This is a genomic window from Alteromonas sp. a30, assembly GCF_026788005.1.
Classification (GTDB): Bacteria; Pseudomonadota; Gammaproteobacteria; order Enterobacterales; family Alteromonadaceae; genus Paraneptunicella.
In genome coordinates this window covers 1-26,227 of the sequence record NZ_JABEPE010000024.1, presented here as the reverse complement: position 1 = coordinate 26,227, position 26,227 = coordinate 1, and the positions used below count along the sequence as shown (strand labels likewise).

Sequence of the window (26,227 nt, the reverse complement as noted above, 5' to 3'; positions counted from 1 at the left end):
TTGACTTAGTTATTCTCTTGATAAGAAACGTTTTTGTGTTGCTATTGCCATTAGAATGCCAAAACCTGTCATTAATGTCACCATTGATGTGCCGCCGTAGCTAACTAAAGGCAAGGGCACACCTACCACGGGAAGAATGCCCGATACCATTCCCATGTTAACGAACACGTAAACAAAAAAGGTTAGGGTGATGCTACCGGCGAGTAGTTTGCTGTAAGCTTCTTGAGCGCGAACTGCAATGATCATACCTCTGATAACTATAATCCCGTAAAGCAACATCAGCCCTGCAACTCCAGCAAAACCAAATTCTTCACTGAATACGGAAAAGATAAAGTCAGTGTGGCGCTCTGGTAAAAACTCTAGCTGTGACTGCGTTCCTTGGAGCCAGCCTTTGCCATCAATACCGCCTGAGCCAATAGCAATTTTGGACTGAATGATATGGTAGCCGGAGCCGAGAGGGTCACTTTCTGGGTTTAAAAATGTTAAAACACGCTGTTTTTGATAATCCTTCATTAGAAAAAACCAGAGGATGGGGGCAAAAGCCGATGATAAGAAAACAAATAAGCTAATGAGCTTCCAACTCATTCCTGCCAAGAAAATAACGAATATGCCAGAGCAAGCAATTAATAGAGAAGTTCCCAAGTCGGGTTGTTTAGCAATTAATAGCGTTGGCACGATAACAATAATAAAGGCAATAGCGACTCTAAATGTACGAGGTGGCAAGTTAAAGCGGCTGATAAACCATGCTACCATCATCGGCACCGCAAGCTTCATTATCTCGGATGGCTGAAAGCGGAAAACCCCAAGGTCGAGCCATCGTTGTGCGCCTTTACCCGTGACGCCGATAATCAGTACCGCAATCAACATCAGCACACCAATAACATAAAAGTAGATCGATAAACGTCGATAAGCTAACGGTGGAATTTGCGCCATAATCAGCATGGCCACAAAAGCGATCCCTAAGCGCACTACTTGTTTTTCGACGAGCAGCAGATCTTGGCCTCCCGCGGAATAAATGGTGAAAAGACCTACGCCCATTAATGCTAACAGAGCGACTAAAAGCGGAGTGTCTAAATGAATTTTTTCTAAGAAGCTAGTTTGATTATTGTCGAGGTTATTCCGTGACATGACGAGCTTGCTCCTGATGTGAATGTGCCGCTTCAGGTAATGCGCCGTTCAACTCAACGGTTTGAGAAATGAGTGTTGGGCGATCTTTGAAATAGTAGTCAAAAATGGTTCTAGCGATGGGAGCCGCTTGTGAACTTCCTCCTCCGGCATTTTCTAAAGCAACCACCACCACAATTTCGGGGGAGTCGTAAGGTGCGTAGCCAACGTACATTGCGTTATCTTTTAGATGATCGGCAACCGTCTCTTCATCGTACTCTTCATCTTTGCCAATACTAAATACTTGCGCGGTTCCTGTTTTTCCTGCGGAAATGTAATTGGTGTTTTTAAACGCGCGTCTGGCGGTGCCTTTTTCACGGTTTACTACGCCGTACATTGCATCAAGCACAATATCCCAGTTTTCAGGATTTTTTACTTCAATGGGGGCGAGGGTTTTGGGTTCAGCCAGTCTTACATCACCTTCGAAAGAAAAGCCTCGAAGTAACTGAGGGACATAGCGTTCCCCGCGATTTACTAACGTAGCAATAGAACTGGCCAGTTGAATAGGTGTTGCGGTCCAATAGCTTTGACCAATGCCAACAGAAATTGTGTCGCCAATGTACCAAGGTTGGTTGAATCTGGCGCGCTTCCATCCCCTTGAAGGCATATTTGCACTGGATTCTTCGTATAAATCGAGCCCTGTATACTGCCCGAAGCCGAACTCAACCATGCTACCGTTAATACGGTCAATACCGAGCTTGTAGGAAAGGTCGTAGAAAAACACATCACACGATTGCTCTATTGAGCTAGTAACATCCACCCAGCCGTGACCCCAAGGTTTCCAGTCGCGCCATTGGTGCTCAACGTTTTTAATTTTGAAGCGTCCATTATCGAACAAGCGGGTATCTGGTTTTATGACACTTTCTTCAAGCCCAAGTAAGGCAAGATGGGGCTTAACCGTGGACGCAGGAGGATATTGACCTTGGGTTGCGCGATTAATAAGAGGACGATCTTTGGATTGCAATAAATGGTTGTAGTTTTTGCTGCTGATACCATGAACAAATAAATTCGGATCGTAACTCGGGTTACTGTACAAGGATAAGACCCCGCCATCTCTGGGGTCGAGTACAACAACCGCACCGCGCTTTCCTTCCAGCGCCTCTCGCACGACTTGCTGAAGTTTAATGTCAATATTAAGTACAATGTCTTGCCCCGGTGTTGGGGGTTGGAATTGCAATGTGCGGATAATTCTACCTTGGTTGTTAACTTCTACCTCTTGATAACCAACATGTCCGTGCAGCAACTGTTCATGGTATTTTTCAACACCACGTTTTCCGATGTCGTAGGTGGCCGCATAATTGGCTTCAAGTTCTGCCTCTTGCAGTTTATTTAAATCCTTTTTATTGATTTTAGCGACGTAACCAAGCATATGGGTAAGTGCATCTGCGAACGGGTAGTAACGAGTCAAACGCGCATCTACACTAACGCCCGGATGCATGTGCTGGTGGGCCGAAACCAGAGCAACTTCTTTTTCTGTTAAGCGATTCCGCAGTGTGACAGGCTTAAAGCGGCGTTGACGCTTGTATTCTTTATAAAAGTCGTCAATTTCAGATTGCTCTAAGTCTAATAATGTTTTTAAGTAGGTTAGTGTTGCTGCTAAATCATCAACTTCTTCAGGAATGATTCGAAGACTAAAGATAGGGCGGTTTTCAGCCAGTAAAACCCCATTTCTGTCGTAAATAAGGCCTCGGTTTGGGGCAACGGGTAATACTTTAATTCGGTTTCCGTTAGACCGAGTTTGGTAATCTTCAAAGCGAGTGACTTGCAGGTAGTATAAATTACTCAGTACCGCAAACATCATTAACGCAATAATAAATAGTGCAATAACGGTACGACGAGCAAACAAGTTTGCCTCAGCAGTATGGTCTCTTATTGTTATTCTTTTTGGTGGCAAGGTCTTATCCCAGTGTTATTCACGATGGTAAGGGTGATTGTTATTTAAGGACCAAGCCCGATACAAGCTTTCGGCAATCACAATTCTTACTAAGGGATGAGGTAGGGTCAAGGGGGAAAGCGACCATTTTTGCTCTGCATTCGTAAGGCACTCAGGCGAAAGCCCTTCAGGGCCTCCGACCATTAAACTGACGTTGCGGCCATCTAGCTGCCACTTTGTTAGTTGCGATGCGAGGTCGTGAGTGTTCCACGTCTTGCCTAACACATCCATTGCCACAATGTGGTTTCCTTGTGGAATGGCTGACATAATTTGCTCGCCTTCTTTGTGCAAGATGCGTTTAATATCGGCATTTTTCCCGCGTTTTCCAGCGGGAATTTCCTTCAAGGTGAGACTCGTATCCGAGGGGAAACGGTTGGCGTACTCGTTGAACCCTTGCGTTACCCAAGCTGGCATTTTGTTGCCTACCGCAACAAGTTGAATTTGCATAGTAAACGTTCCTTATTGCGGTATTGCGCTCTCTGGGTAAGCTTTAGCCTGATTAACTCCAAAGTTTTTCTAATTGATAGAAGTCTCGAGTTTCATCTTGCATTACATGAACAACCACATCACCAAAATCCACAAGAACCCATTCGCCTAAATCTTCACCTTCAACGTTTAAAGGAGCCATGCCTGCATGCTTGCTTTCTTGAATAACGTTTTTAGCGATGGATACAACGTGACGTTTGGAGTTACCCGAGCACACTAACATGGTGTCGGTCATGGTGGATTTGCCTTGCACATTCAAGTCAATAATATCTCTGCCTTTGACATCTTCGATTTTGTCGATGACAAATTGCTTTAATTCTTCGTGTTCCAAAGGATCTCCTTGGTCAATAGTTGGTTATAGCAGAGTGCAAAACCAACGGTCTTACAAAATAATAATTAGGTTAAGTATAAATGATGCTGCCGGATATAGGAAAGTATGTAATCAGGCAAATACGCATCGACAGGGGCATCTTGTGCGAGTTTTTCTCGAATTAGCGTGGATGAAATGGGGATTTCGTCGGTTTCAGCGAAAAATACCTTCCCGTTTGCTTGCTGATATAAGTCCGACACCTTAGCCGTCACTCTTGCTGAAATCTCAGGATGTAGCGTCTTAATCTTATCTTGGTATCCGGGGCGGCTGCATACAACAAGGTGACAATATTCAAAAATATCCCGCCAACGATGCCATTTATCGAATGACGCAATGGAGTCTGAGCCAACAAAAAATGCTAATGTTTGGGGTGTACTTGCTTCATCAAATTCTTGATTTATCTCTTCTAATGTATCAACGGTATAGGAAGCCTTATGGCGACGAAGCTCTCTGTCGTCCACTTCAAAAATTGGATGCGCATTAGCGACGAGTTTAACCATTTCAAGGCGATGATGTGGCGCTGTTTTAGGTGTGTTTTTATGAGGCGGCACATGGCAAGGGAGTAATCTGATTTTTTCAATACCAACCTGCTGTGCGGCTTGTTGAACTGGAATAATATGAGCGTGGTGAACGGGATCAAAAGTACCACCGTACAAGCCAAGTAAAGGGGTTGATTTATTCATTGGGAAAACAAAAGGCGTTAGCTTGTTGCGTAGTCAAGAGGCAGTGCCTCTAGCTGCATTGGTATAAACATCAAGCACAGGTGGCATAGTTCGACATAAGGTCTGGCAATCGCCGATTGTTTGAGTGCTCGATCTAAATGAGACAATTTTTCTTGAATAGCATTAAGTTGTGTCATATCCAATCTGCGTAACGCATCCTGATACAAGCCTTTTCGATTCTGCCAAATGCGTAGGCTACCCCATAGTTTATCTAATGGCTGATTATGTTGTAGAGCAAGGCTTAATGTACTGACTGTGCGCCACTCTTTAACCAAAGCCCAAAGAATGATGTTTGGTTCAATGCCTTCGGCTTCCAAGCGGTTAAGCAGTTTCACTGTTTTTTGAGCGTCGCCCGAGAGTATGACGTCGGCAAGTTGGAATACGTTAAAACGAGATTGCTCGACGAGCACTTTGTCTATTTGGCTAACGTCAACCTGACCATCGGGGTAGAGTAAAAGCAGCTTTTGCAATTCCTGTTTTGCCGCAAGCAAATTGCCTTCGAAAAAATCGCTAAAAAAAGCGGCTAGTTGCGGGTTAGGTTGAAGTCCTACAAGCTGTATTTGTTCATTTAACCAAGCTTTTAACCTGTCACCTTCAAGTGGGTAACAGGGAATATAAATGCCTTGTTGGTCGAGTGCTTTAAACCATTTGCTATTGGTGACGCTCTTGTCCACTTTCGGACCATGAAGCGTGAGCATAACATCGGGATTATTTTGGGCGGCAATCTCCAGTAGTGTTTTGCTGCCTTCCGCTCCGGGTTTGCCTGTCGGCAATTCAAGCTCAATATATTGGCGCGATGCAAACAAGGACATACTTTGGCTGGCTTCTATTAACTGCGACCACTCAAATTGGCTGTCGGCTACCAAGGTATGGCGTTCATCAAAACCGTGTTGTAATGCTTTGGTTCGCAAGGACGCAATAGCATCGAGCTTTTGTTGCGGCTCATCGCCAAAAATCATGGCAAAACACGGTAATGCGTTATTGAGGGTGGATTCAAGTCGATTTGGATAAACCTGCATAACCTAATTCGTGATACTTAATGAGCGGATGATGTTATCCGCAGCTTGTGTGCGAAGTTCATCGAGAATCAAATCAAGTTCGCGGGACTTTGCCAGCACTTGGTCTGGATCATCTTGATATTCACGCGTTAATACAATCTTTTCTTCCCTAGGGTCACTGCTCGCATGGGCAAAAAATTGATACTTTACTTGATAAACTAATTCATATTCCGCAACTTGCCCACTTGGAAACAAGGAAAGAATACGTCGCTCAAGCTTTTCTGGCTGAATGTATATCGTAGGTACTTGGTTTTGGAACAATTCGCGCTTTTCTTGCACATTTACGTCTAAAAACATGAGTCGATTGGACAAGGTTTTTTGCAAAGGCGAGTGTCGTTCAGCACTACTGATTTGCATCTGACTAAACTGCTTAGCAATTTGGTAGTCGCTTCGGAGCTTAAAACCACAGCCTTGAAGCACAAAGGTGGTGAGCACGAGGCTCACCCAAATCTTGATTTTACGCATATACTGCCTTTTTAGTTGGCAACAATATTAAGAAGTTTGCCCGGTACATAAATTACTTTGCGGATGGTCTTGCCGTCAACAAAGTGCTGTACGTTGTCTTCTTGCATGGCCTTCGCGTGCACCGATTCTTGATCAGCATCGGCGGCAACGGTAATTTTTGCTCTTACCTTACCGTTTACTTGGCAAACAACCAGCTTTTCATCTTCCACCAGAGCACTTTCATCCACCTTAGGCCACGCGGTTTCAATATCTTGACCCGGTTTTAACATAGACCAAAGTTCATGGCTGATGTGTGGAGTAATAGGGTTAAGCATTTGAATAACGGCTTCTAGCGCTTCACGCACTAATGAACGCTGTACGGGGGTTTCTTGCTGCGCTTTTTGCAGCTTGTTCATTAATTCCATAACGGCGGCAATAGCCGTATTGAAGGTTTGGCGACGACCCATATCATCACTCACCTTGGCAATGGTTTTGTGTACATCACGACGCAAAGCTTTGTCGTCTGACGAAAGCTTGCTGACATCTAGCTCACTTACATCACCCGCTTCAAGGTGCTCTTGCACTGTGCGCCAAACGCGGCGTAAGAAACGGCTTGAACCTTCTACTGCTGAGTCTACCCATTCCAGAGTTTGCTCTGGTGGTGCGGTAAACATCGTGAACAAGCGAATGGTATCTGCGCCGTGTTTTTCAATGGCTTGTTGTGGGTCTACGCCATTGTTTTTAGACTTCGACATTTTGGTCATGCCGCCGTGAATAACAGGCTTGCCATCGGCAATAAGCTTAGCAGATACAAACTGGCCTTTGTCGTCACGTTCAACCTCAACTTCTGTTGGGTTGAACCATGTTTTCTTGCCTTTTTCATCTTCACGATAGTAGCTGTCTGCTAACACCATGCCCTGACACAACAAACGCTTGAACGGTTCATCGGAATCAACCAAGCCTTCGTCACGCAATAATTTGTGGAAGAAGCGAGAGTATAACAAGTGTAAAATCGCGTGCTCGATGCCGCCGACGTATTGGTCCACAGGCAACCAATAATTGGATTGTGTTGGATCTAGCATGGCATCGGGATTACCCGCCGAGCAATAACGAGCATAGTACCAAGACGATTCCATAAAGGTGTCGAAGGTATCGGTTTCGCGTTCTGCCGCTTCGCCGTTATAAGTGGTTTTGCGCCACGCGGGGTCGGCTTTAATCGGAGAGGTGACGCCATCCATTTCCACATTTTCAGGCAGTAACACAGGTAGTTGATCCGCTGGAACTGGAACCGATTCACCATTTTCCAAATTAAGCATAGGAATCGGTGCACCCCAATAGCGTTGGCGCGAAACGCCCCAGTCTCGCAAACGGTAGTTCACGGTTTTCTTGCCTTTGCCTTGGGCTTCTAATGTGGCAGCAATTTTTGCAAATGCTTCTTCAGAGGATAACCCGTTGAATTCGCCTGAGTTGATAAGTGAGCCTTTTTCCGTGTAAGCGGCTTGGCTTAGGTCGGCAATGTCTTCGTCGTTATTTGGCGTAATAACTTGCTTGATTTCAAGCCCATATTTGCTCGCAAATTCATAGTCGCGCTGATCATGCCCCGGCACGGCCATGACTGCGCCTGAGCCGTAATCCATCAATACGAAGTTGGCGACCCACACTGGTACTTCTTCGCCCGTTAACGGGTGAACGGCCGTTAGCCCTGTTGCACAGCCTTTCTTTTCCATTGTGGCAATGTCGGCTTCTGCAACTTTGGTGTTTTTGCATTCTTCAATAAAAGCGGCTAATTCAGGATTGTTTTTCGCCGCTTCTAACGCTAACGGATGTTGCGCTGCCAGGCCCACATAGGTGACGCCCATTAAGGTATCTGGGCGCGTCGTATAAACGGTTATTTGATTCGTTTGGCTTCTTAAGGCAATAGCTAAATTGAAGTCTGAATCCGCAAGGTTAAAGCTTAATTCCACGCCTTCTGAACGACCAATCCAATTACGTTGCATGGCGCGAACTTGGTCTGGCCAATCTTCTAGTTGGTCTAAGTCTTTTAATAATTCTTCGGCGTAGTCGGTGATTTTAATAAACCACTGAGGAATTTCTTTTTGCTCAACTAAGGCACCAGAGCGCCAGCCGCGACCGTCAACAACCTGTTCGTTAGCGAGCACGGTTTGGTCAATTGGATCCCAGTTTACCGTGGCGTTTTTCTTGTAAACCAAGCCTTTTTCATACAAGCGTGTGAAGAACCATTGCTCCCAACGATAGTAATCAGGGTCACAGGTTGCAGACTCACGATCCCAGTCGTAGCCAAAACCTAACGATTTTAGCTGTTGCTTCATGTATTCAATGTTGGAATAGGTCCATTTTGCAGGTGCGGTTTGGTTTTGAATTGCAGCATTTTCGGCTGGTAAACCAAAGGCGTCCCAACCCATCGGTTGCATCACATTTTTGCCCTGCATTCGCTGATAACGACTAATAACATCGCCAATGGTGTAATTACGAACGTGTCCCATATGGAGCTTGCCACTGGGATAGGGGAACATGGAGAGGCAGTAAAACTTTTCTTTGCTTGGGTCTTCAGTCACTTTGTAGGTTTGTTCTGAATCCCATTTTTGTTGAATGTGCTTTTCTAATTCCTGTGGATTGTATTCTACTGCCATTAAAGGTTCCGTAAATCGTGTTAAACAGACTCGTTTGCCCTTATTGCGTTTGTTTTTCAGGCCAAGTTTGCAGGCTGAGAATGAAGTCCAAAATTCAACTATAAATCGGCGGTAAATCAAGTGCCGACAACAAACTTGGAAGGGCTGAACAATTGAGTCAGTATTGGGTTTAATTTAAAGCGCCATAGGATACCGCAGGGCGCAGGAATTTCACAATAGTATAAATAGGCTTAAGTATAGAAAATGATGGGTAACTAGGGCGAGTGTTTAAGTGTTTGGTGTAAAGGCTATTTAAGAGCGAAGAAATTGCCGTAAAGTGTAAACGCTGCCCGCCTCACTTTCTCAAAGTCGCTTTCGCATCCCTGCTCGCTCAGGACTTTTCTTCCTGAAAAGTATGCTTTTCGAAAGTGAATCAGTCATCGTATTTGGCGTTTTCCGTTTGTAATTTAACAAGTTGCCGGTAGCGAATTAGGCGTAAACCCTCAGCCGCAGGGAAGCGGCTGCGGAGCGTACACGGAAGTATTCACAGCGAGTTTGCGATAAATCGCTACCGGTGACTGACAATTAAACACAGCTAACTAGCTCAATTGCTCAAGTTGGTTGTTCGCTATTTTAAATTTGTGTACTTGTACCATGTTTAAATAAGCGTGAGGGTTATCGTAGTAGCTAACAGCAACAGTCGACTCCCCATTTACTTCGCTATTAACATTGTGGAATTCCACCTCTACCTGTTCTTCGGAAACGGACACAATTCCAACGCCGTGTTGCCACATATCGGCGAACTTCAATGTGTCGGGAACGTCGTTTCGTTGCGTGGCGGTTCTTACCATTATGTTAAAGAATGACGGTAATTGGTTTACCGCATCGGGCACATCGCCAAGTTGGGCAAAAATGTCGTTTAATCCCTGTGTTAAGAAGCTGCCAAAGGTTCCTGATGAAACGGAGGCGACAGTAAAGTTGAACGATTTATTGCCTGTGGTCGCATCGGCGGCATGTTCTGTTACATAGGTTGAGTGAATGTCGCCACCGAGGGTAATCACCCCGTTTCTAGCGAGCACATCATTGATGAAACCTGACTTAAATTGCGGTGCGCCATCCCAGTGATCTACATTAATGTAAAAGCGTTGACGTAACGCCGCTGGCAATACATCGGAATCTAAAGCGGATTCTAATGGTACGGATCCCGAAAAAGGGCGGTTTGCGGATAAGTCAAATAGAAGCGACGAGAACGATACTGAGCTGCCAAGCATTTTCCATGTTGCATCTGAAGTCGCGAAGGTTTGGGCAATCCAGTTGGTTTGTTCCGTTGCAAAGGCATTTTGCGCGGTTGCGCCTTGTTGGTTTTCCACAAATTCGCGATAAGCGGCGAATAAATCGTAAGTTTCTTTGATCACCACGTAACGCGCGCCAATATCAGCAAATAAATTGGTTTTACCCAAGGAATAATAAGCGATGCCCTGCTCAACACCCGATTCCGGCAAGGCAGGCAGCGCTTGTATTGGATGCTCTGCGGGTAACTGTGCCTTTGCTGTGCCTAAGACGATGTTTAAATACGTTGTGGCAAGCTTTCCCTGAATCGCATCTACGGCTCTTTGCTGCGCTTGTGTCAACGCGTCTGCTTGAGATAACGGCAATTTAGCGGCTAAATCGCTGGCATAAAGGCCAGTGAATATTTCGGTAAACGCAGCTTTATATGGTGCAAACGGGGGTAAATCGATGTCTACATAAGGTGAAAGTGATCCAATAATCGCATCAATTTCAGGTTGAGCGCGTCCTGCTGCCGTTAAAAATTGCGTTAACGTGGTTTGGTCCATTGCCACGGTGCCGGGAAAGGCGTCTTCAGGGATTAAGTGGTCTGGACGATAAGTGCGGTAGTCACTCATCACCAAATGCAAATGTTGACCGAAGCGGAAATCGCGGTAAATGCGAGTATTCGGGAACAAATGTTGTTCCGAAACCGCAAGTGCGTCGCTGTCTGCCTCTGGTTCCATATGCAAAGCTTCATGGTCAATTGGAATGTACTCGAAAAACGCCTGCTCAGAATGGCGTTTACGCGCGAGGTTTTGCTCATCAGCAGTACCATCTAAATAGGTGCCGTTGTCTTGCCATGAGTCGTCTGAAAACTCATGATCATCCCAAATGACAATCATGGGAAAACGTTCGTGTACTTGGCGTAAAAGGGCATCTGAACGATAAGTTTTGTATAGTTGGCGATAGTTGTCGAGGCTGGCGGCTGCTTGGAATTGGTTGTCTCCTACGCCAATGGTGAGTGCGCCCTCGGCATCATCAAACACAATGCTTCGGTCTTCGCCGCCGCTTTGGAATGAAGAATCCCCAGTGGTTTCATAAATGTAATCACCTAGGTGAACCACAAAATCCAAATCGTCTTGCTCTAATATTGAAAGATAGTTGTTGTAGTAACGGCCGATATAGTCCTGACAAGAAGCGTAAGCAAATTTAATGGCGCGGGCATTGGAATCCGTTGGTGCTGTTTTGGTACGGCCGATGCGACTACTCTCAATGCTATCGCCGTTGTTAATTAAGAAGCGATAATAGTAGGTGGTGTCTTCGTTTAAGCCCATTACACGCACTTTTACGCAGCCATCAGCAGCGACTTCGGCGAGTGCTTCAAATTCGACAACAACAGTTGAGAAGGTATCGCTGGTGGAGACTTGCAGTATTAACGGTACATTGGCATCGTTTTTAACGGCGCGGGTCCAAACGATAACAGAGTCGGGGCGCGGGTCGCCTGATGCGACTGATTGTGGGAAGAATTGACCTGTTTCATCAATCAAAATTGGGGTTGGTGTTTCCACCTCAACGCGGCTACTAGAACCGCCGCCACAGCCAACCACTAAGCTAGATGCAAACGCGCCAGACGCGGTAACAGCAAGGGTTTTGAGAAACTTTCTGCGAGAATATTGCATTGAGAAATTCCTTATTGTTTTGATTTTTCCACTCATTGGACCAGAAATCGGTAACGGGAATATGACAAAAATAAGATCATTCCTCAATTAAAAAATTACGTAAAATTTACCTTTGTTTTACTTTTTATTTACATTTCTCGCTTTCCGATTTGAGCGACGCATCCATACTCTCAATAGAATGCTGCCAACTGGTATTGATAGATTGGGTAATTTCAACGTTGTTTTCCACATCAACCCCAAAATCCTACTGGCTTAATACCTTGGCTTTTACATCGGATGAAAGTGAGCGCGCTATCGCGGTGAATAACGCAGGAAAAATGAGGAGTACATATTTAAACCGTGTTTTTTTCGTTGAAAAGTGCGGTCATTATCAAAGTTAAGCATTCAGTTTGAGCGAAAACTAAGCGTAAAAACACTGAAATCTAATAGAAAATTGACAGCGCAAGCGAATCAAGTTTCACTGACGTATAACTAAGGTGTGTTGACCTTAATGTACCGCTATCATTGATATTTGATTCGTGCAGCGTCACTTTTAGGAAAAAATATAGAATGAACAAACTTGAGCCTCTTAGCGTTCAGCAATTAACCGCCAAACCGAATTCTCGGCTGCTGGACTTAGCATTAAAAGACGGAGCTGTATTACAAAGCACGTTTATTGGTCAGGAGCGGGCCAAAGAGGCGTTGCAGTTTGGTCTCGGAATTGATGCGCAAGGCTACAACTTATATGTAATGGGCGAACCAGCAACGGGTCGCTATACATTGGTTCAAGAATATGTGGTGAAAGAGGCCAAAAATAAAGTGGTGTCGCCCGATGACTGGTGCTACATCAATAACTTTGATGATGAGCGCGAGCCTTTTGCGCTGAAATTAGCCGCAGGTGAAGGCAAAAAGCTACAAAAAGAAATTAGTGGCTTATTTGATGAATTACTGGATACCTTCCCAGCCGCGTTTGATAACCCGAATTATCAACGTAAAAAGGCGGCGATTAATCGTGAATATGATCAACTTTATAATAGCGTTATTGATGAGCTGGAAGATATGGCTCAACGCAAAGGTGTTGCTCTGTATGAAGAAAGTGGCTCTATTAGCTTCTCGCCTATTATTGGCGGTAAACCTATTGATGATGAAGAGTTTGCGAAATTAAGTGAATCTAAACGTCAACATTATTACGATTTGATTGATGAATTGGAATCCATGTTGAGTGAGCGTTTAATTGAAATGCCATCTTGGAAGCGTCAATCTTCTGAGCGTTTACGTAAATTAAAAAAAGAAACGGCTGATGAAGCCATTCGTCCTTTGTTGAAAGAGCTAGAACACAAATACAGTTCTGAGCTTGGCATTTTAAAATTTATTCGCTCGCTAAAAACGCATCTTGTGCAAACCGTTATCGAAGTGATGTCCTCGGATGGTAAAGAGGATAAACATGATGAATATGACAGGCGTAGTATTTTAGAAGAACAATACATGCCAAATATCCTCACGAGTCATGAGGTGGATGGTGAAGCGCCTGTTGTGTATGAACCTAATCCGACTTACCAAAATATATTTGGACGAATTGAATACAGTAATATTCACGGTTCCCTGTACACCAATTATAGAATGATTCGGCCCGGTGCATTACACCGAGCTAACGGCGGGTATTTATTGCTTGATGCCGATAAAATGATTCAGCAACCGTTTGTTTGGGAATCGCTAAAACTGGCACTGAAATTTGGTCATATCAAAATTGATATTTCTCAACATGATTACGGCATGGTTAACTCAATTACCCTGAATCCGCAGTCCATTCCGTTGGATGTGAAAGTCGTGCTGATGGGCACTCGAGACTTGTATTACATGATGCAAGAGTACGACGATGAGTTTGATGAACTGTTCCGTGTGCTGGTGGATTTTGATTATGAAATTGGGTTAGACAAAACTACATTGTTTGAGTTTGTTGGGCGGGTCAAACATCATTTGGACAGGCTTAACCTTGGCAGTATTTCTAAAGCTGGTATGTCGCGATTAATTGAATACAGCTTGCGCTTGGCTGAGCATCAAGAGCGTTTATCTGCGCGCTTTGCCAATGTAATTGAATTGCTTCAGGAAGCGGCTTTCTTTTGTCGTCAGAGTCACGCTGAAGAAATGGATGTATCGCATCTTGAAATGGCTTTGGAGGCAAAGGCCAGACGCAGTGGGCGCATTAGTCAGGCATTGCTTGATGATATTAAAGAAGGACAAATCTTAATTGCTACAGAAGGCACTGCGGTTGGGAAGGTAAATGGACTCACGGTACTGGAAATTGGCGATAGTGTGTTTGGTACACCCACACGGATCACCTCGACAGTTTATCCCGGCTCAAATGGCGTGGTAGATATTGAGCGGGAAGTGGAATTAGGCAGAGCCATTCACTCTAAAGGCGTTATGTTATTAACAGGGTATTTGGGGCACAAATACGCTCGGGACTTTCCGTTAACCTTGAGCGCTAATATAGCGATTGAGCAATCCTACGGTCACATTGATGGTGATAGTGCATCACTAGCTGAATTGATCGTGTTAATTTCGGCGTTAACGAATGTGCCAATTAAACAAGAATTAGCTATTACCGGCTCTATTAATCAATACGGACAAGTGCAGCCGGTTGGTGGCGTGAATGAAAAAATCGAAGGTTTCTTCGAAATCTGTAAAAAGCGCGGGTTTACTGGTTCTCAAGGGGTCATCATTCCGAAATCGAACCAAGTGAATTTGATGTTAAATAAGCATGTATTGGCGGCGGCGAAAAAGGGCCTTTTTCATATTTATATGGTTGAAACGGTTGATGATGCGTTAACTTTGTTGACGGGCAAAGATGCTGGCACCTTGTCCAGCCGAAACCGTTACCCGAAAGGTTCTGTGAATCAAATTGCAGTGGCGAGGTTGCGTGAGTTATCGGATACCGTAAACGGCTCGCAAGAAAACGAATAACACTTTGAATAGTGTAATCGCCTAATCTTGTGCCGGTTTGGAATAAATCGGCACACGTTTCAACAATAATTTAAACGCCTGCCAGTAAATTCCCGCAACAGTTTTTATCGCTAAACTCGGAATACGACGTAAGTGCTTTTGTAAGCTTGATGAAGTAAGGGCTTCCCGTTGCATATTCATGCCAGCAATAAAGTGTTTTTGTTGTTGATGAGGCGCTAACGCCCCAGTGGGGGCAGAACAGGTTATCGATAAATTTAAGTGTTGGTCAGGTTGTGAAATTTGCCAATGATACGTCATATTCATGGGGTTAAACGGCGATACATGAAACGTTTTTTGGGTTGGCGCTGGCAGTTGTTTAGTGCTGACTGGTGGAAGTGCTACTAAATAGTGTTGTCGTTCGTTCCAGGGTGTGTTGCTAACTTCGGCTAGCACATGACTAAAGTGGCCGTCTTCTTGTTGTAAATAGTAAAAGTTAACGGGACTAAAATACCAACCTAACATGCGTAATTGCCCAAGGAAAAACACCTTTCCTTGTAACCTTTTCCCAGCCAGTTCTGACATGCGTTCGAGCGCCCTAATATGCAAAGGTTGCTCGGGGGAATCAAGATAGTCTTCTCGTTTAAATTGCACCCAGCCTTTTTGATTGTAATTCAACCCTGAAACGGTTTCGCAAGTTGATTCAATGTCGGCTAAATCCAGCCAAAATAGAAATAAATGATAATTGAAGCTGTGCTTTTTGGGGATGAATCTCGCATGGTGTATCTGTCCATGATAGATGGCGTTATTCATAATCTGGCTCCAAATCGCTCACACACATCCAAAGCGCTGCGAACCCCATCTTCATGAAAACCGTTGTACCAGTAAGCGCCACAAAAATGCAGGTTGTCTTGCCCGCAAATACTTTCGCGTTTAGCCTGCGCTGCCGCAGTTGCTTCGTTGAATTGAGGATGACGGTAGTTGAATTTCCGCAGTATTTTCTCCGAATCAATGGCTTGGGTGTTGTTTAAGGTTACTAAAAATGTCGTGTTGCTTTTCAGTCTTTGTAATATGTTCATGTTGTAAGTCACGGTGGCAGGGCGTGTTAGTTGGTCTTTCCCTTGCTCTAGCGAGTAATTCCAACTTGCCCAAGCAAGCGGCCTTTTCGGTAGTAAAGAGGTATCAGTGTGCAACACAACTTCGTTATCAGCATAGGCAATGTTGCCAAGAATGTCAGATTGAGCCGGCGTTGGATTGCTTAATAGCGCTAAAGCTTGGTCGCTATGACAAGCGAAAATCACCGTATCAAATTCCTGTACTCCTAATTGGGAGTACACTTGCCAGCCTGCGCCGTGCCTTTCGACCTTTTGAATAGGTGTGCTTAAATGAATTTTGGATTCAAAACCTTTAATCATCGGGGCAATGTAAGAGCGTGAACCACCAACAATGGTATGCCACTGTGGACGGTTGGTAATATTCAACAATCCGTGGTTATTGAAAAACCGTAAGAAAAGGCTTAACGGGAATCGCTTAATTTCTTCTAACGAGGTAGACCAAATCGCCGCGCACATCGGCAAAATGTAGTAGTAAGCAAAGGTGTCGCCAAAACGCTCTTTTTGTAGCAAATCCCACAGGCTCTGGTCGTTTGCCTGTTCTAAGGTTTCAGGTTTTTTACATAATGTATTGAAACGCACAATATCGCTGAGCATTTTCCAGAATCGTGGGCGTAAAATATTGCGTCGCTGAGCTAACAAACTATTGAGATTGTGTCCGTTGTATTCAAAATCTTCTGAACGACTGGTCACACTAAAACTCATTTCGGTTGCTTGTGTTTCAACGCCAAGTTTTTCCATGAGCTTAATGAAGTTCGGATAAGTCCAATCGTTGTATACGATAAAACCAGTATCAATAGCGTAAGGTTGTGAATTCACGGTGACGTCTACGGTTGCTGTGTGGCCGCCAATGTAATCGTTCGCCTCAAAAACGGTAATCTCATGTTTAGTGTGAAGTAAGTGGGCACAGGTTAAACCGGAAATACCGGTGCCAATAATGGCGATACGTTGAGTCATGGGAAATACCTACCGTGTTGGGCTACAGCCTATGTTTGAAAAATCGAACTATTCGCCCAAGTAGTGGAATATGTTCGTACAGCATCGCGCCTAAATCGTAATAATCTTGTTGATAAACTACTTTGTTATTCTTCACACGCAGGGTACTGATACCGGATAACTGTATCTCGTTTCCCGCATTCAGTTTGGGGTGAGCGAAACGCATGTCCCACTCAACAAAGTGGTGTTCGTTGCTTTCTTTGTAGGATTGAATTTGGAAGTGGCAGTGATGTGTTTGTTGCATTAAATTCTGAAAATACAAAGTTAGTTCGGGTAAACCATGAATGCGATGAATAGGGTCGATAAATTTAACGTCCTCGGCGTAGATATGATGAAGACGTGAAATCGAATCGTGTCCAAAATGTGCATAAAAATCAGTAAACTGCTGTTTGATTATTGTCATGATTACCTCCGTTGACTTTTTACTGTTATTTCACTTTTTTCGATCAAAACTAATCCAAAAAAATGTGGCGTCAGTAAAAGCTGCATAGAGACTAATCACCGAAGCGACTGAGAATGACAATGCAATTACCTTTGTTTCCGTTACCGGCACACATTCTGCCAGGGGGCCGCTTGGCGCTGCGAGTGTTTGAATCACGATATTTACGTATGGTGAAAGACGCGTGTTTATCTGGATCGGGATTTGGCATCTGCATGTTGAACGACAAAGGAGATAAGGATAGCAATCAACACATCTATCCGATAGGAACATGGGTTCAAATCGTGGATTTTAATCAACTGGAAAACGGTTTGTTGGGACTGCTAGTGGAAGGCCAGTCTTTTTTTACTGTACGCGACATTGTTACTGATTCGGATGGACTGCGTATAGGAGAATGTGAGATTTGGTCGAAGTCAGCGCAAGAAACGCAACAAAATTTCGATTGTCAGGTGTTAAGGGAACGATTGAAAGAGTTGTTTGATTTGTATCCAGAGTTTGAAGCGTTATATGAAAAACCACAATTTGATGATTGTCGCTGGGTGCTGTATCGCTGGATGGAAGTGTTACCGGTGTCACCCCAACAAAAGCAAATGTTTATTGAAAAACGCTCTTTGTCGGCAGTTTACGAATACTTGCAAGATTTAGTGCGTTGATCCGTTTACTCGCATTGTACGTAAGTCTGTAAAATGCTAGAAAGTGGGTAACGATTCATGCTGGTTGAAACGACCTTGCAACATTCAAAGACAACTTCTAATAAAATGAATGCAGCGAATACAGAAAGCAGTTCAGGGCTCAGTTCAGAGGTGCTTGCTGAATGTCTTGTCGCGGTAGCGGAAAGGCGATGTCGAACTTCATTTTCAAAACTCTTTTCTCATTTTGCTCCGCGCTTGCGCTCCTATGCTTTAAAGCAGATTGGCAATGAAGCTATTGCCATGGAGTTGGTGCAAGACACATTGACTAATGTTTGGCAAAAAGCACATTTATTTAACGGTGAGAAGGGGATGCCATCCACTTGGGTGTTTACTATTGCGCGAAATCTACGCTTTGACTTTCTGCGAAAGATGCAAAGCCGCAAAGAAGATATTTGTGCCGATGATTTGTGGCCTGTGCTGGTGGAACAAACAGCCTCACTAGATGAAGAACTGGTTGATGATACCGTCACCTTAGAGCAAATTCTTGAGAAAGTAGGGCTACTTCCAGAGAAACAAAAACAGGTCATACTTGCAGTGTATGTTCACGGTAAGTCACAGCAAGAAGTCGCTGACGAAACTGATACGCCGCTGGGGACAATCAAGTCTCGTACTCGACTAGCGCTACAAAAGTTAAAGGAGTTGTTGGACGAAAATGATTAATTTTCACCCAAGCGAAATGCAGTTACAAAGCTTTGCCAATGGCACTTTGAATCCGTCACTTTCATTGATTGTGTCCTCGCATTGTGATTTGTGTCGCCATTGCCAACAGAAGCTAAAGGAGGTGACGCAGGTGGTTGCTTCCCAGAGCCTGATTGTTTCTGAGAAAGAGGAAAGTGACCTTTCCGTATTCGGCGATATGATGCAAAACATCATGGACGAACCGGAAGACATGAATACTCGAGCATCGGAGCCCTCGTTTTTGGATTTGGATGGCCGACATTTCCCACTTCCTCGTTCGCTAGGGCGTTTTGTCAATCGCACCGCAAGTTGGAAAAAGCTTGTTGGCAAGTTGTGGCAAGCTCAGGTTGATATTGGCGGTGATGTACGAGCAGAGTTTATTTATATGGAGCACGGCGGTAGTGTGCCGGAGCATACGCATCGTGGTAATGAATGGACTTTAGTTATAAATGGTGAATTTGAAGATGGTCATCATCATTTCGAGACTGGGGATTTGATTCTGTTGGACTCACAACACACGCATACGCCGGTGTCGAACGATCCTGATGGCTGTTTAGTATTTAGTATCGTGGATAAGCCTTTGCACTTCACCTCAGGATTGGCGCGTTTACTCAACCCTTTTAGTCATTTATTTTTCAAGTAAATGAAAGACCTGAAAATTCAAGCAATATAAAAAACCGCCTTTGAGCGGTTTTTTATAGTAAAACAAGTAACAACTTTCTGGTTAGTTTACGTAACTACTATCTGGGAAGTTAAGGCGCAAAGTTTGTAGCGCACTTTCTTTAAGGTCTTTTAGCTCTAGATAGTCGTAGCATTCGACCATGATTTCCAGTGCGTCTTTTACATAGGTTGTGTCAGAGAAGTTTTCAATGACATACTGACCACGGTTAGAAGCTGCAACATAAGCATTACGCTTCATATAGTATCGAGCAACCGCTAATTCATAACGCGCTAAACGGTTTTTAATATGCAACATGCGCTTTCTGGCATCCGCTGCATACTTGCTGTCAGGAAATTTCTCAATGAGTTCTTTAAAGTCATTGAAAGCTTGTCTGGCTTGGGTTGCATCACGATCTGAACGGTCGATACCGACAATATCCTGAAAGAAATTTGTATCGGAGCCCATATTGACCAAACCACGCATATAAATAGCGTAGTCAATATCAGAGTGGTTCGGATTTAACCGAATAAAACGGTCGATGGTGGCAAGGGCTTCATCTGACTTTGCTGCTTTGTAGTAAGCATAAATCAAATCTAGTTGTACTTGGTGCGACAACGGTCCGAAAGGGTAGCGAGAATCAAGTGCACTTAAAGTTGCTGCGGCTTGATTGAAATTACCAATTTCCATGCTGGTTTTTGCGTCTTCATAAAGTGCCTCGGCTCCTTTATTAGCGACTTCAATATCTTCATCATCAGGAGAAGACGAGCACGCGGAAAGTGCGGATGCCATTAATACAGCGGATGCGAAACGCAAAATTGTTATTCTTTTCATAGATGAAACTATTCTTTTCCTGCTAATTCGGGGGAATTGTTATAAGCCGTTTCCTTAGATTTCCAGTGTAACTTCCCATGTGAAAGAACATGAAAAATAGACGGCGATTTCAACAAAGACGAGATTCTACTCCCTATAAACTGCTATTTCCATTTCCGAAGGACAAAAACTCAGTTTTTCTGTGACTCATAGAAAAAGAATTGGTTCCAGAGTGAACAAAATAAAATACAAAAATCGTTGCTTGATACGCGCTTCGAGTGGCTTTTTACAGGGATGAGTGGCAAGATGCGCGCAAATAAAAAGCAAGCATTAGTATTCATGAGTTCGAATCAAGAAATTATTCATTTGCAAACCACATTGACGTTTTCTCATGCAGGTAAGCGAATGGACCAAGTATTAGCAGAGTTGTTTCCTGACTATTCCCGCTCACGCATCAAAGAGTGGATTTTGGCTGGAGGCGTTAAAATTAATGGGGAAGTGGTTGATAAACCACGTACCAAACTACTGGGAAGTGAAGCAGTCGAAATTGAAGGTAAAATTGAAGTGCAAACCGCTCATGAAGCGCAAGCAATTGATTTACCAATTATTTATGAAGATGACGATATAATCATTATTAACAAACCCATGGGGATTGTTGTGCATCCCGGAGCAGGGAATAGAGACAACACCATGCTCAATGCATTATTGAATCATTGTCCCGGTATCGACGTTGTGCCACGTGCGGGCATTGTCCATCGCTTGGATAAAGACACAACAGGGCTCATGGTGGTAGCGAAAACCATTCCCGCGCATACACATTTAGTTGCAGAGCTTCAAGCCAGAGAAATTAGTCGTGAATATGAAGCGATTGTTAATGGCGTATTAGTGGCTGGCGGTACAGTTGATGCACCTATTGGTAGGCACCCAACAAAACGGACCAGTATGGCGGTGCGTCACGATGGTCGAGAGTCGGTAACACATTATCGAATTATTGAAAAATTCAAAGATTTTACGCATTTGCGGTTAAAGTTGGAGTCAGGCAGAACACATCAAATTCGTGTTCATATGTCACATCTTCGTCACCCGTTAGTGGGAGACCCTTTGTATGGTGGGCGAACGCGCTTACCAAAAGGCGCCTCTCAGGAATTAATTGATACCTTGCGCGGGTTTTCTCGCCAAGCGTTACATGCAGTGCAACTGGGATTATTTCATCCAACAAGCGGTGAATGGATGACATGGCAAGCGCCCTTGCCTGAGGATTTTGTTATGTTGCGTAATATTTTGCGTAAAGAGTCTCCGCTGTATTAATTTAATGTGTGAGTAAACGGGCAACGTAGAACTGAATGTGGGAGTCGGTACTGATGAAACAACTAAGTCAATACGGCATATGTCCAGAATGGGATGCTCCAAGTTCAATTTTAGCCGTTTCCACCACAAGAAATAATGTCGGTTTTTCAAACCCTCCTTTTGATAAGCTCAATTTGGGATTACACGTTGGAGATAACAAACAAACGGTGCTGAACAATCGTCAATTGTTGCCTTTTCAGAACATGGGGTGGTTGGAACAAACACACAGTACAACTGTTATTGAATTGACTTCTTCCATGCTTGAAAGTCCCCCAGAAATGGGGTTTCAGGCTGACGCGAGTTTCACCTTTGAGCCCGACGTGACCTGTGTTGTCATGACCGCAGATTGCTTGCCTATTTTACTTTGCGATAGAAATGCAACATGGGTTGCCGCTATACACGCTGGTTGGAAGGGCTTGGCAAATGGGGTGATAGAGTCGACCCTTGAATCTATTGAAAAGCAAAGTGGTTTTGCTTTAAATAAATCTGAAATTTCAGCATGGATTGGTCCTGCTATTGGACAGAAAAGCTATACAGTTGGAGCCGATGTTTATCATCATTTTCAAGATTATCCGTTTGCTTTAGAAGTTGGTGAGACCTCCAAAATGCGACTCGGACTATCATTAGTGGCGCAGTGCAAATTAGCGCAGTTGGGAGTGAGTGATATTTTGGGAGGAGAGCATTGTACCTTTTCTGAGCCTCAACATTTCTTTTCCTATCGCCGTGACGGGCAAACCGGGCGTATGGCTAGCTTAATTTCTATTCAGTCGAATTAACGCCGTTTTACGTCTTTCGTATTTGATCTGAAGCAATTTAAAACTCCCTAAAACTTGAATCTTGGCATCGATACACCCATAAACAGAATAACTTAGATGAATTTTTCTTAAGGTGTATATATGCGGTTAGATAGATTAACAAGCAAATTTCAGATCGCCATATCAGATGCACAATCATTAGCATTGGGGCGTGATCATCAATATATAGAGCCTGTTCATATTATGATGTCTTTGTTGAACCAAGAAGGTGGTTCAGTGAGATCATTGATGGAAACAGCGAGCGTGAACGTGAATCTACTACGTTCAGGATTATCTCAAATTATCGAAAAGTTGCCCCGTGTCGAAGGCATTGGCGGCGATGTTCAATTAGCCAAAGAAACGGTCGTACTGATTAATTTGTGCGACAAAATTGCACAAAAGCGGAAAGACGAATACATCACTTCGGAAATCTACGTGCTTGCCGCGCTAGAAGACAAAGGGCGCTTAGGCGAGTTATTAAAAGAGGTCGGTGTTACCAAAGACAAAGTGGAAAGCGCCATTGAGAAAATGCGTGGTGGCCAAAAAGTGACGGATCCTAATGCAGAAGATGTACGTCAAGCGTTAGAAAAATATACGACAGATTTAACGGAGCGTGCTGAGCAAGGGCGTTTAGATCCGGTTATTGGGCGTGATGAAGAGATTCGTCGAACGATTCAAGTGCTTCAACGTCGCACTAAAAATAACCCTGTACTTATCGGTGAGCCCGGAGTGGGTAAAACGGCTATTGTCGAAGGGCTTGCTCAACGCATTGTTAACGCTGAAGTCCCTGAAGGATTAAAAAACAAACGTGTGCTCTCATTAGATATGGGATCGTTAGTTGCTGGGGCAAAATATCGTGGTGAATTTGAAGAGCGTTTAAAAGCGGTATTGAATGAACTATCGAAAGAAGAAGGCAGTGTTATTCTTTTCATTGACGAATTGCATACCATGGTCGGAGCAGGTAAAGGCGACGGTGCGATGGATGCGGGTAATATGTTGAAACCTGCTTTAGCAAGAGGCGAGTTGCATTGTGTTGGAGCGACAACGCTGGATGAATATCGCCAATATATTGAAAAGGATGCAGCACTGGAACGGCGTTTCCAAAAAGTGTTGGTTGATGAACCCAATGTGGAAGATACCATCGCTATTTTACGTGGGCTTAAAGAGCGTTACGAGTTACATCATTCGGTTGATATTACCGACCCTGCAATTGTTGCCGCAGCAACCTTGTCACATCGTTATATAAGTGATCGACAATTACCGGATAAAGCCATTGACCTAATTGACGAGGCGGCGGCGAGCATTCGTTTGCAAATTGATTCCAAGCCGGAAGAAATGGATCGTCTAGAACGGAAAATCATTCAGTTTAAATTAGAAGAGCAGGCGCTTTCTAAAGAAACAGATGATGCGAGTTATAAACGTTTAGCAGCGATTGAGCTAGAGCGTGAAAAGCTAGAAATGAAATACAAGGATATGGAAAAGGTTTGGGATTCCGAAAAGAATGCGATGCAAGGGACGCAGCATATTAAAGCTGACTTGGAACGCGCTAAGCTGGATTTAGAAATTGCTCGACGTGCCCAAGATCTGAATCGTATGTCGGAATTGCAATATGGTCGTATTCCCGAACTAGAGCAAAAATTGGAGTTTGCTTCGGAAGGTGAGTCAACAGAAACTACGTTACTAAAAAATAAAGTAACAGATAGTGAGATTGCTGATGTGCTATCTCGTTGGACAGGTATTCCGGTTTCGAAAATGCTTGAAGGAGAAAAGTCCAAGTTACTACGAATGGAAGATGAACTTCATAAGAATGTTGTTGGGCAAGGTGAAGCGGTCGATGCGGTTTCTAATTCTATTAGACGTTCTCGCGCAGGGTTGTCTGATCCCAATCGACCTATAGGTTCGTTCCTATTCTTAGGACCAACAGGAGTTGGTAAAACGGAACTGTGTAAAGCATTAGCTGAATTTTTATTTGATTCTTCCGATGCCATGGTACGTATTGATATGTCGGAATTCATGGAGAAACATTCCGTTTCTAGGTTAGTGGGCGCACCTCCGGGTTATGTGGGTTACGAAGAAGGAGGATACTTAACAGAAGCGGTAAGACGTAAACCTTATTCTGTTATTTTGCTTGATGAAGTTGAAAAAGCGCATCCAGATGTTTTCAATATTTTATTACAAGTGTTGGATGATGGACGTTTAACCGATGGGCAAGGGCGTACGGTCGACTTCAAAAATAGCGTTGTGATCATGACTTCGAACTTAGGATCGGATTTGATTCAAGAGCTTCATACCGAAGCGGATTATGAACAAATGAAAGAGGCGGTAATGGGCGTGGTTTCACAGCACTTCCGTCCTGAATTTATTAATCGGATTGACGATACAGTTGTCTTCCATCCGCTAGGGAAGTCACAAATCAAAGAAATTGCGCGCATTCAATTGTCGCACTTAAAAGAGAGGTTAAAAGAAAAAGATATTGAAATGACATTGACTGAAGCTGCGCTGGACAAGTTAGCTGATGCAGGGTATGACCCAGTCTATGGTGCTAGACCGCTTAAAAGAGCGATTCAACGTCAAATAGAAAATCCCCTAGCGCAAAAGCTCCTTGCAGGAACACTTGAGTCTGTGAATGCAGTAAGCGTTGATGCTCAGGATGGGCAGTTTATTATTCGATAATTCGTCTATACTTTAACTTTCTTTCTATACTTAACCGCCTTTTGCTTTTGTATTAGGCGGTTTTTAACTTCACCTCATATCCCGGTTTATGTTATTTTCCTGCCCTTCAATTTGGAGTATTTCATGACAGAATCAAAACATAAGGGCATCTACCTTTTGCCCAATCTACTGACCACTGCTGGTATTTTCTCAGGCTTCTACGCCGTTGTTGCCTCCATGAAAGGTCAATTTGAACCAGCCGCTATCGCTATCTTTGTGGCAATGATCTTTGATGGTCTTGATGGGCGAGTCGCCCGTATGACGCAAACACAAAGTGCTTTTGGGGCGGAGTATGACTCCATGGCAGATATGGTCTCCTTTGGTGTGGCGCCCGCACTAGTGGCTTATAACTGGGCGCTTACTGATCTCAATAAACTTGGCTGGCTTGCCGCATTTATTTACGTTGCCGGAGCTGCACTTCGTCTAGCTCGATTTAATACTCAAATAGAAACAGCAGATAAACGATTTTTTCAGGGATTACCTAGCCCCAGCGCTGCCGCTTTGGTTGCAGGATTAGTCTGGGTTGGCTCGGAATATCAGATAAAAGAAGTGTTTAATGAATATTTTGTGCAAGGTGTGGTGGCGCTGATTACTGCTTTGGCTGGTGCGCTAATGGTTAGTAATTTCAAATATAACTCGTTTAAAGAAGTTAACTGGCAAGGCAAAGTTCCCTTTGTTGCGCTATTAATTGTGATGCTTATATTTATTGTTGTTGCCACTGAACCCGCGTTGGTTCTATTTCTGGTTTTTGCTTTGTACACATTGGCGGGGCCTATCAATACCTTTCGAAGTGTAGAGAACATTAAACTAGAACACGTAGTGGGGGATACCGATGTTAATGACGCGGAATTTAACCCAGAAAGTAAGGAACAAGATAAGTAAATAGTGAACATTTGCTCATTAATAACTCTATATTTAACAAATTTGGAGATTAAATGAGCTTAAATGGTGTGTTTTTTGATGTTTCTCTTGATTTGATTGATGTAAGCTATTGAAAAATAAGAGTTAGTTTGAATTAAGAAAGCGTGTTAAAAAAATTAAAATAATTCAAAAAAATCCTTGATTAATTCATTTGCCTCCTTATAATGCGCATCAGTTCTGACGGGGAGCACCAAGTAGAGAAATCTACAAGTTATGTTGCAAAGCTTGTTTGAAAAAATTCAAAAAAAGCATTGACAACTTAATCAAAGGGTTTAAACTTCACGTCCGCTTCGAGAGCTTAAGTTTAAAGGTTTCGAAGCAAACGTTCTTTAACAATTTGCAATAGACAATTTGTGTGGGCACTCACTAAAAAAGAGTGCTAACCAAGAAA

General features: G+C 43.7%; 21 protein-coding genes. 8 read left to right on the top strand and 13 right to left on the bottom strand.

Going from position 1 to position 26,227, the window contains the following annotated elements; translation table 11 throughout:
• Positions 1–9 precede the first annotated feature (9 nt).
• The 9 genes from rodA to HJG39_RS16965 form a co-directional block, all read right to left on the bottom strand.
• Positions 10–1,128, bottom strand: a complete 1,119-nt coding sequence (gene rodA, locus HJG39_RS17005; protein ID WP_268411109.1) for a rod shape-determining protein RodA — start codon at positions 1,126–1,128, stop codon at positions 10–12.
• Positions 1,115–3,058, bottom strand: coding sequence for a penicillin-binding protein 2 (gene mrdA, locus HJG39_RS17000; RefSeq protein WP_268411106.1), 1,944 nt, complete (start codon positions 3,056–3,058; stop codon positions 1,115–1,117). The genes rodA and mrdA overlap by 14 nt, the downstream gene beginning before the upstream one ends.
• A gap of 15 nt (positions 3,059–3,073) precedes the next feature.
• The gene (gene rlmH / locus HJG39_RS16995) at positions 3,074–3,544 is read right to left on the bottom strand and encodes a 23S rRNA (pseudouridine(1915)-N(3))-methyltransferase RlmH (RefSeq protein ID WP_268411103.1); all 471 of its coding nucleotides are present in this window, start codon (positions 3,542–3,544) and stop codon (positions 3,074–3,076) included.
• 52 nt (positions 3,545–3,596) lie between these two features.
• Positions 3,597–3,914, bottom strand: a complete 318-nt coding sequence (gene rsfS, locus HJG39_RS16990) for a ribosome silencing factor (protein WP_268411100.1) — start codon at positions 3,912–3,914, stop codon at positions 3,597–3,599.
• A 65-nt stretch (positions 3,915–3,979) separates the two neighbouring features.
• Positions 3,980–4,636 (bottom strand): nicotinate-nucleotide adenylyltransferase, encoded by a 657-nt coding sequence (gene nadD, locus HJG39_RS16985; RefSeq protein WP_268411097.1) that lies wholly within the window; start codon positions 4,634–4,636, stop codon positions 3,980–3,982.
• Between the two features lie 17 nt (positions 4,637–4,653).
• Positions 4,654–5,694, bottom strand: a complete 1,041-nt coding sequence (gene holA / locus HJG39_RS16980; protein WP_268411095.1) for a DNA polymerase III subunit delta — start codon at positions 5,692–5,694, stop codon at positions 4,654–4,656.
• Between the two features lie 3 nt (positions 5,695–5,697).
• The gene (locus tag HJG39_RS16975; protein ID WP_268411093.1) at positions 5,698–6,198 is read right to left on the bottom strand and encodes an LPS-assembly lipoprotein LptE; all 501 of its coding nucleotides are present in this window, start codon (positions 6,196–6,198) and stop codon (positions 5,698–5,700) included.
• A gap of 11 nt (positions 6,199–6,209) precedes the next feature.
• Positions 6,210–8,828 (bottom strand): leucine--tRNA ligase, encoded by a 2,619-nt coding sequence (gene leuS / locus HJG39_RS16970; RefSeq protein WP_268411091.1) that lies wholly within the window; start codon positions 8,826–8,828, stop codon positions 6,210–6,212.
• A 578-nt stretch (positions 8,829–9,406) separates the two neighbouring features.
• Positions 9,407–11,755, bottom strand: a complete 2,349-nt coding sequence (locus tag HJG39_RS16965) for an alkaline phosphatase D family protein (protein WP_268411088.1) — start codon at positions 11,753–11,755, stop codon at positions 9,407–9,409.
• A gap of 549 nt (positions 11,756–12,304) precedes the next feature.
• On the opposite strand from HJG39_RS16965, the gene HJG39_RS16960 reads away from it, so the two are divergent.
• Entirely contained in the window at positions 12,305–14,698 is a 2,394-nt protein-coding gene (locus tag HJG39_RS16960; protein WP_268411085.1) for a Lon protease family protein, read from the top strand.
• Positions 14,699–14,719: 21 nt separating this feature from the next.
• Here the strand turns inward: HJG39_RS16960 and HJG39_RS16955 are convergent, their stop codons facing one another.
• Genes HJG39_RS16955 through HJG39_RS16945 form a run of 3 tightly spaced genes read right to left on the bottom strand, consistent with a single transcriptional unit; the run spans position 14,720 to position 17,185 of the window.
• On the bottom strand, positions 14,720–15,487 hold the full coding sequence (locus HJG39_RS16955) for a DUF1365 domain-containing protein (protein WP_268411082.1): 768 nt from the start codon (positions 15,485–15,487) through the stop codon (positions 14,720–14,722).
• Entirely contained in the window at positions 15,484–16,743 is a 1,260-nt protein-coding gene (locus HJG39_RS16950; protein ID WP_268411079.1) for an NAD(P)/FAD-dependent oxidoreductase, read from the bottom strand. The genes HJG39_RS16955 and HJG39_RS16950 overlap by 4 nt, the downstream gene beginning before the upstream one ends.
• A 22-nt stretch (positions 16,744–16,765) precedes the next feature.
• Positions 16,766–17,185 carry a nuclear transport factor 2 family protein gene (locus tag HJG39_RS16945; RefSeq protein ID WP_268411077.1) on the bottom strand — a complete coding sequence of 140 codons (420 nt, stop codon included), beginning with the start codon at positions 17,183–17,185 and terminating at the stop codon, positions 16,766–16,768.
• Positions 17,186–17,298: 113 nt separating this feature from the next.
• Between HJG39_RS16945 and HJG39_RS16940 the strand changes: the two genes are divergently transcribed.
• From HJG39_RS16940 to HJG39_RS16930, 3 genes are read left to right on the top strand one after another with little or no spacing between them, the layout of a single operon-like run.
• Positions 17,299–17,874 (top strand): LON peptidase substrate-binding domain-containing protein, encoded by a 576-nt coding sequence (locus HJG39_RS16940; RefSeq protein ID WP_326849273.1) that lies wholly within the window; start codon positions 17,299–17,301, stop codon positions 17,872–17,874.
• Positions 17,875–17,931: 57 nt separating this feature from the next.
• The gene (locus tag HJG39_RS16935; RefSeq protein WP_268411075.1) at positions 17,932–18,573 is read left to right on the top strand and encodes a sigma-70 family RNA polymerase sigma factor; all 642 of its coding nucleotides are present in this window, start codon (positions 17,932–17,934) and stop codon (positions 18,571–18,573) included.
• Positions 18,566–19,234 carry a ChrR family anti-sigma-E factor gene (locus HJG39_RS16930; RefSeq protein ID WP_268411072.1) on the top strand — a complete coding sequence of 223 codons (669 nt, stop codon included), beginning with the start codon at positions 18,566–18,568 and terminating at the stop codon, positions 19,232–19,234. Before HJG39_RS16935 ends, HJG39_RS16930 begins: the two co-directional genes overlap by 8 nt.
• An 81-nt stretch (positions 19,235–19,315) precedes the next feature.
• Here HJG39_RS16930 and HJG39_RS16925 read toward each other — a convergent pair whose 3' ends face one another.
• Positions 19,316–20,083, bottom strand: a complete 768-nt coding sequence (locus tag HJG39_RS16925; RefSeq protein WP_268411070.1) for an outer membrane protein assembly factor BamD — start codon at positions 20,081–20,083, stop codon at positions 19,316–19,318.
• Between the two features lie 318 nt (positions 20,084–20,401).
• Here HJG39_RS16925 and rluD point away from each other — a divergent pair, with 318 nt between their 5' ends.
• From rluD to pssA, 4 genes are all read left to right on the top strand, one after another.
• Positions 20,402–21,370 carry a 23S rRNA pseudouridine(1911/1915/1917) synthase RluD gene (rluD, locus tag HJG39_RS16920; RefSeq protein ID WP_268411164.1) on the top strand — a complete coding sequence of 323 codons (969 nt, stop codon included), beginning with the start codon at positions 20,402–20,404 and terminating at the stop codon, positions 21,368–21,370.
• Between the two features lie 53 nt (positions 21,371–21,423).
• Positions 21,424–22,185: a peptidoglycan editing factor PgeF gene (pgeF, locus tag HJG39_RS16915; protein WP_268411067.1), complete on the top strand. Its 762-nt coding sequence runs from the start codon at positions 21,424–21,426 to the stop codon at positions 22,183–22,185.
• A gap of 120 nt (positions 22,186–22,305) precedes the next feature.
• Entirely contained in the window at positions 22,306–24,876 is a 2,571-nt protein-coding gene (gene clpB / locus HJG39_RS16910) for an ATP-dependent chaperone ClpB (protein WP_268411065.1), read from the top strand.
• A 123-nt stretch (positions 24,877–24,999) separates the two neighbouring features.
• The gene (gene pssA / locus HJG39_RS16905; RefSeq protein ID WP_268411062.1) at positions 25,000–25,797 is read left to right on the top strand and encodes a CDP-diacylglycerol--serine O-phosphatidyltransferase; all 798 of its coding nucleotides are present in this window, start codon (positions 25,000–25,002) and stop codon (positions 25,795–25,797) included.
• Positions 25,798–26,227 lie beyond the last annotated feature (430 nt).

Excerpts from the sequence above, each read along its gene's own strand:
- rodA (WP_268411109.1), bottom strand. The coding sequence starts at position 1,128 with ATGTCACGGAATAACCTCGACAATAATCAAACTAGCTTCTTAGAAAAA.
- rlmH (WP_268411103.1), bottom strand. The coding sequence starts at position 3,544 with ATGCAAATTCAACTTGTTGCGGTAGGCAACAAAATGCCAGCTTGGGTA.
- nadD (WP_268411097.1), bottom strand. The coding sequence starts at position 4,636 with ATGAATAAATCAACCCCTTTACTTGGCTTGTACGGTGGTACTTTTGAT.
- holA (WP_268411095.1), bottom strand. The coding sequence starts at position 5,694 with ATGCAGGTTTATCCAAATCGACTTGAATCCACCCTCAATAACGCATTA.
- HJG39_RS16975 (WP_268411093.1), bottom strand. The coding sequence starts at position 6,198 with ATGCGTAAAATCAAGATTTGGGTGAGCCTCGTGCTCACCACCTTTGTG.
- leuS (WP_268411091.1), bottom strand. The coding sequence starts at position 8,828 with ATGGCAGTAGAATACAATCCACAGGAATTAGAAAAGCACATTCAACAA.
- HJG39_RS16965 (WP_268411088.1), bottom strand. The coding sequence starts at position 11,755 with ATGCAATATTCTCGCAGAAAGTTTCTCAAAACCCTTGCTGTTACCGCG.
- HJG39_RS16960 (WP_268411085.1), top strand. The coding sequence starts at position 12,305 with ATGAACAAACTTGAGCCTCTTAGCGTTCAGCAATTAACCGCCAAACCG.
- HJG39_RS16955 (WP_268411082.1), bottom strand. The coding sequence starts at position 15,487 with ATGAATAACGCCATCTATCATGGACAGATACACCATGCGAGATTCATC.
- HJG39_RS16950 (WP_268411079.1), bottom strand. The coding sequence starts at position 16,743 with ATGACTCAACGTATCGCCATTATTGGCACCGGTATTTCCGGTTTAACC.
- HJG39_RS16945 (WP_268411077.1), bottom strand. The coding sequence starts at position 17,185 with ATGACAATAATCAAACAGCAGTTTACTGATTTTTATGCACATTTTGGA.
- HJG39_RS16940 (WP_326849273.1), top strand. The coding sequence starts at position 17,299 with ATGACAATGCAATTACCTTTGTTTCCGTTACCGGCACACATTCTGCCA.
- HJG39_RS16935 (WP_268411075.1), top strand. The coding sequence starts at position 17,932 with ATGCTGGTTGAAACGACCTTGCAACATTCAAAGACAACTTCTAATAAA.
- HJG39_RS16930 (WP_268411072.1), top strand. The coding sequence starts at position 18,566 with ATGATTAATTTTCACCCAAGCGAAATGCAGTTACAAAGCTTTGCCAAT.
- HJG39_RS16925 (WP_268411070.1), bottom strand. The coding sequence starts at position 20,083 with ATGAAAAGAATAACAATTTTGCGTTTCGCATCCGCTGTATTAATGGCA.
- rluD (WP_268411164.1), top strand. The coding sequence starts at position 20,402 with ATGAGTTCGAATCAAGAAATTATTCATTTGCAAACCACATTGACGTTT.
- pgeF (WP_268411067.1), top strand. The coding sequence starts at position 21,424 with ATGAAACAACTAAGTCAATACGGCATATGTCCAGAATGGGATGCTCCA.
- clpB (WP_268411065.1), top strand. The coding sequence starts at position 22,306 with ATGCGGTTAGATAGATTAACAAGCAAATTTCAGATCGCCATATCAGAT.
- pssA (WP_268411062.1), top strand. The coding sequence starts at position 25,000 with ATGACAGAATCAAAACATAAGGGCATCTACCTTTTGCCCAATCTACTG.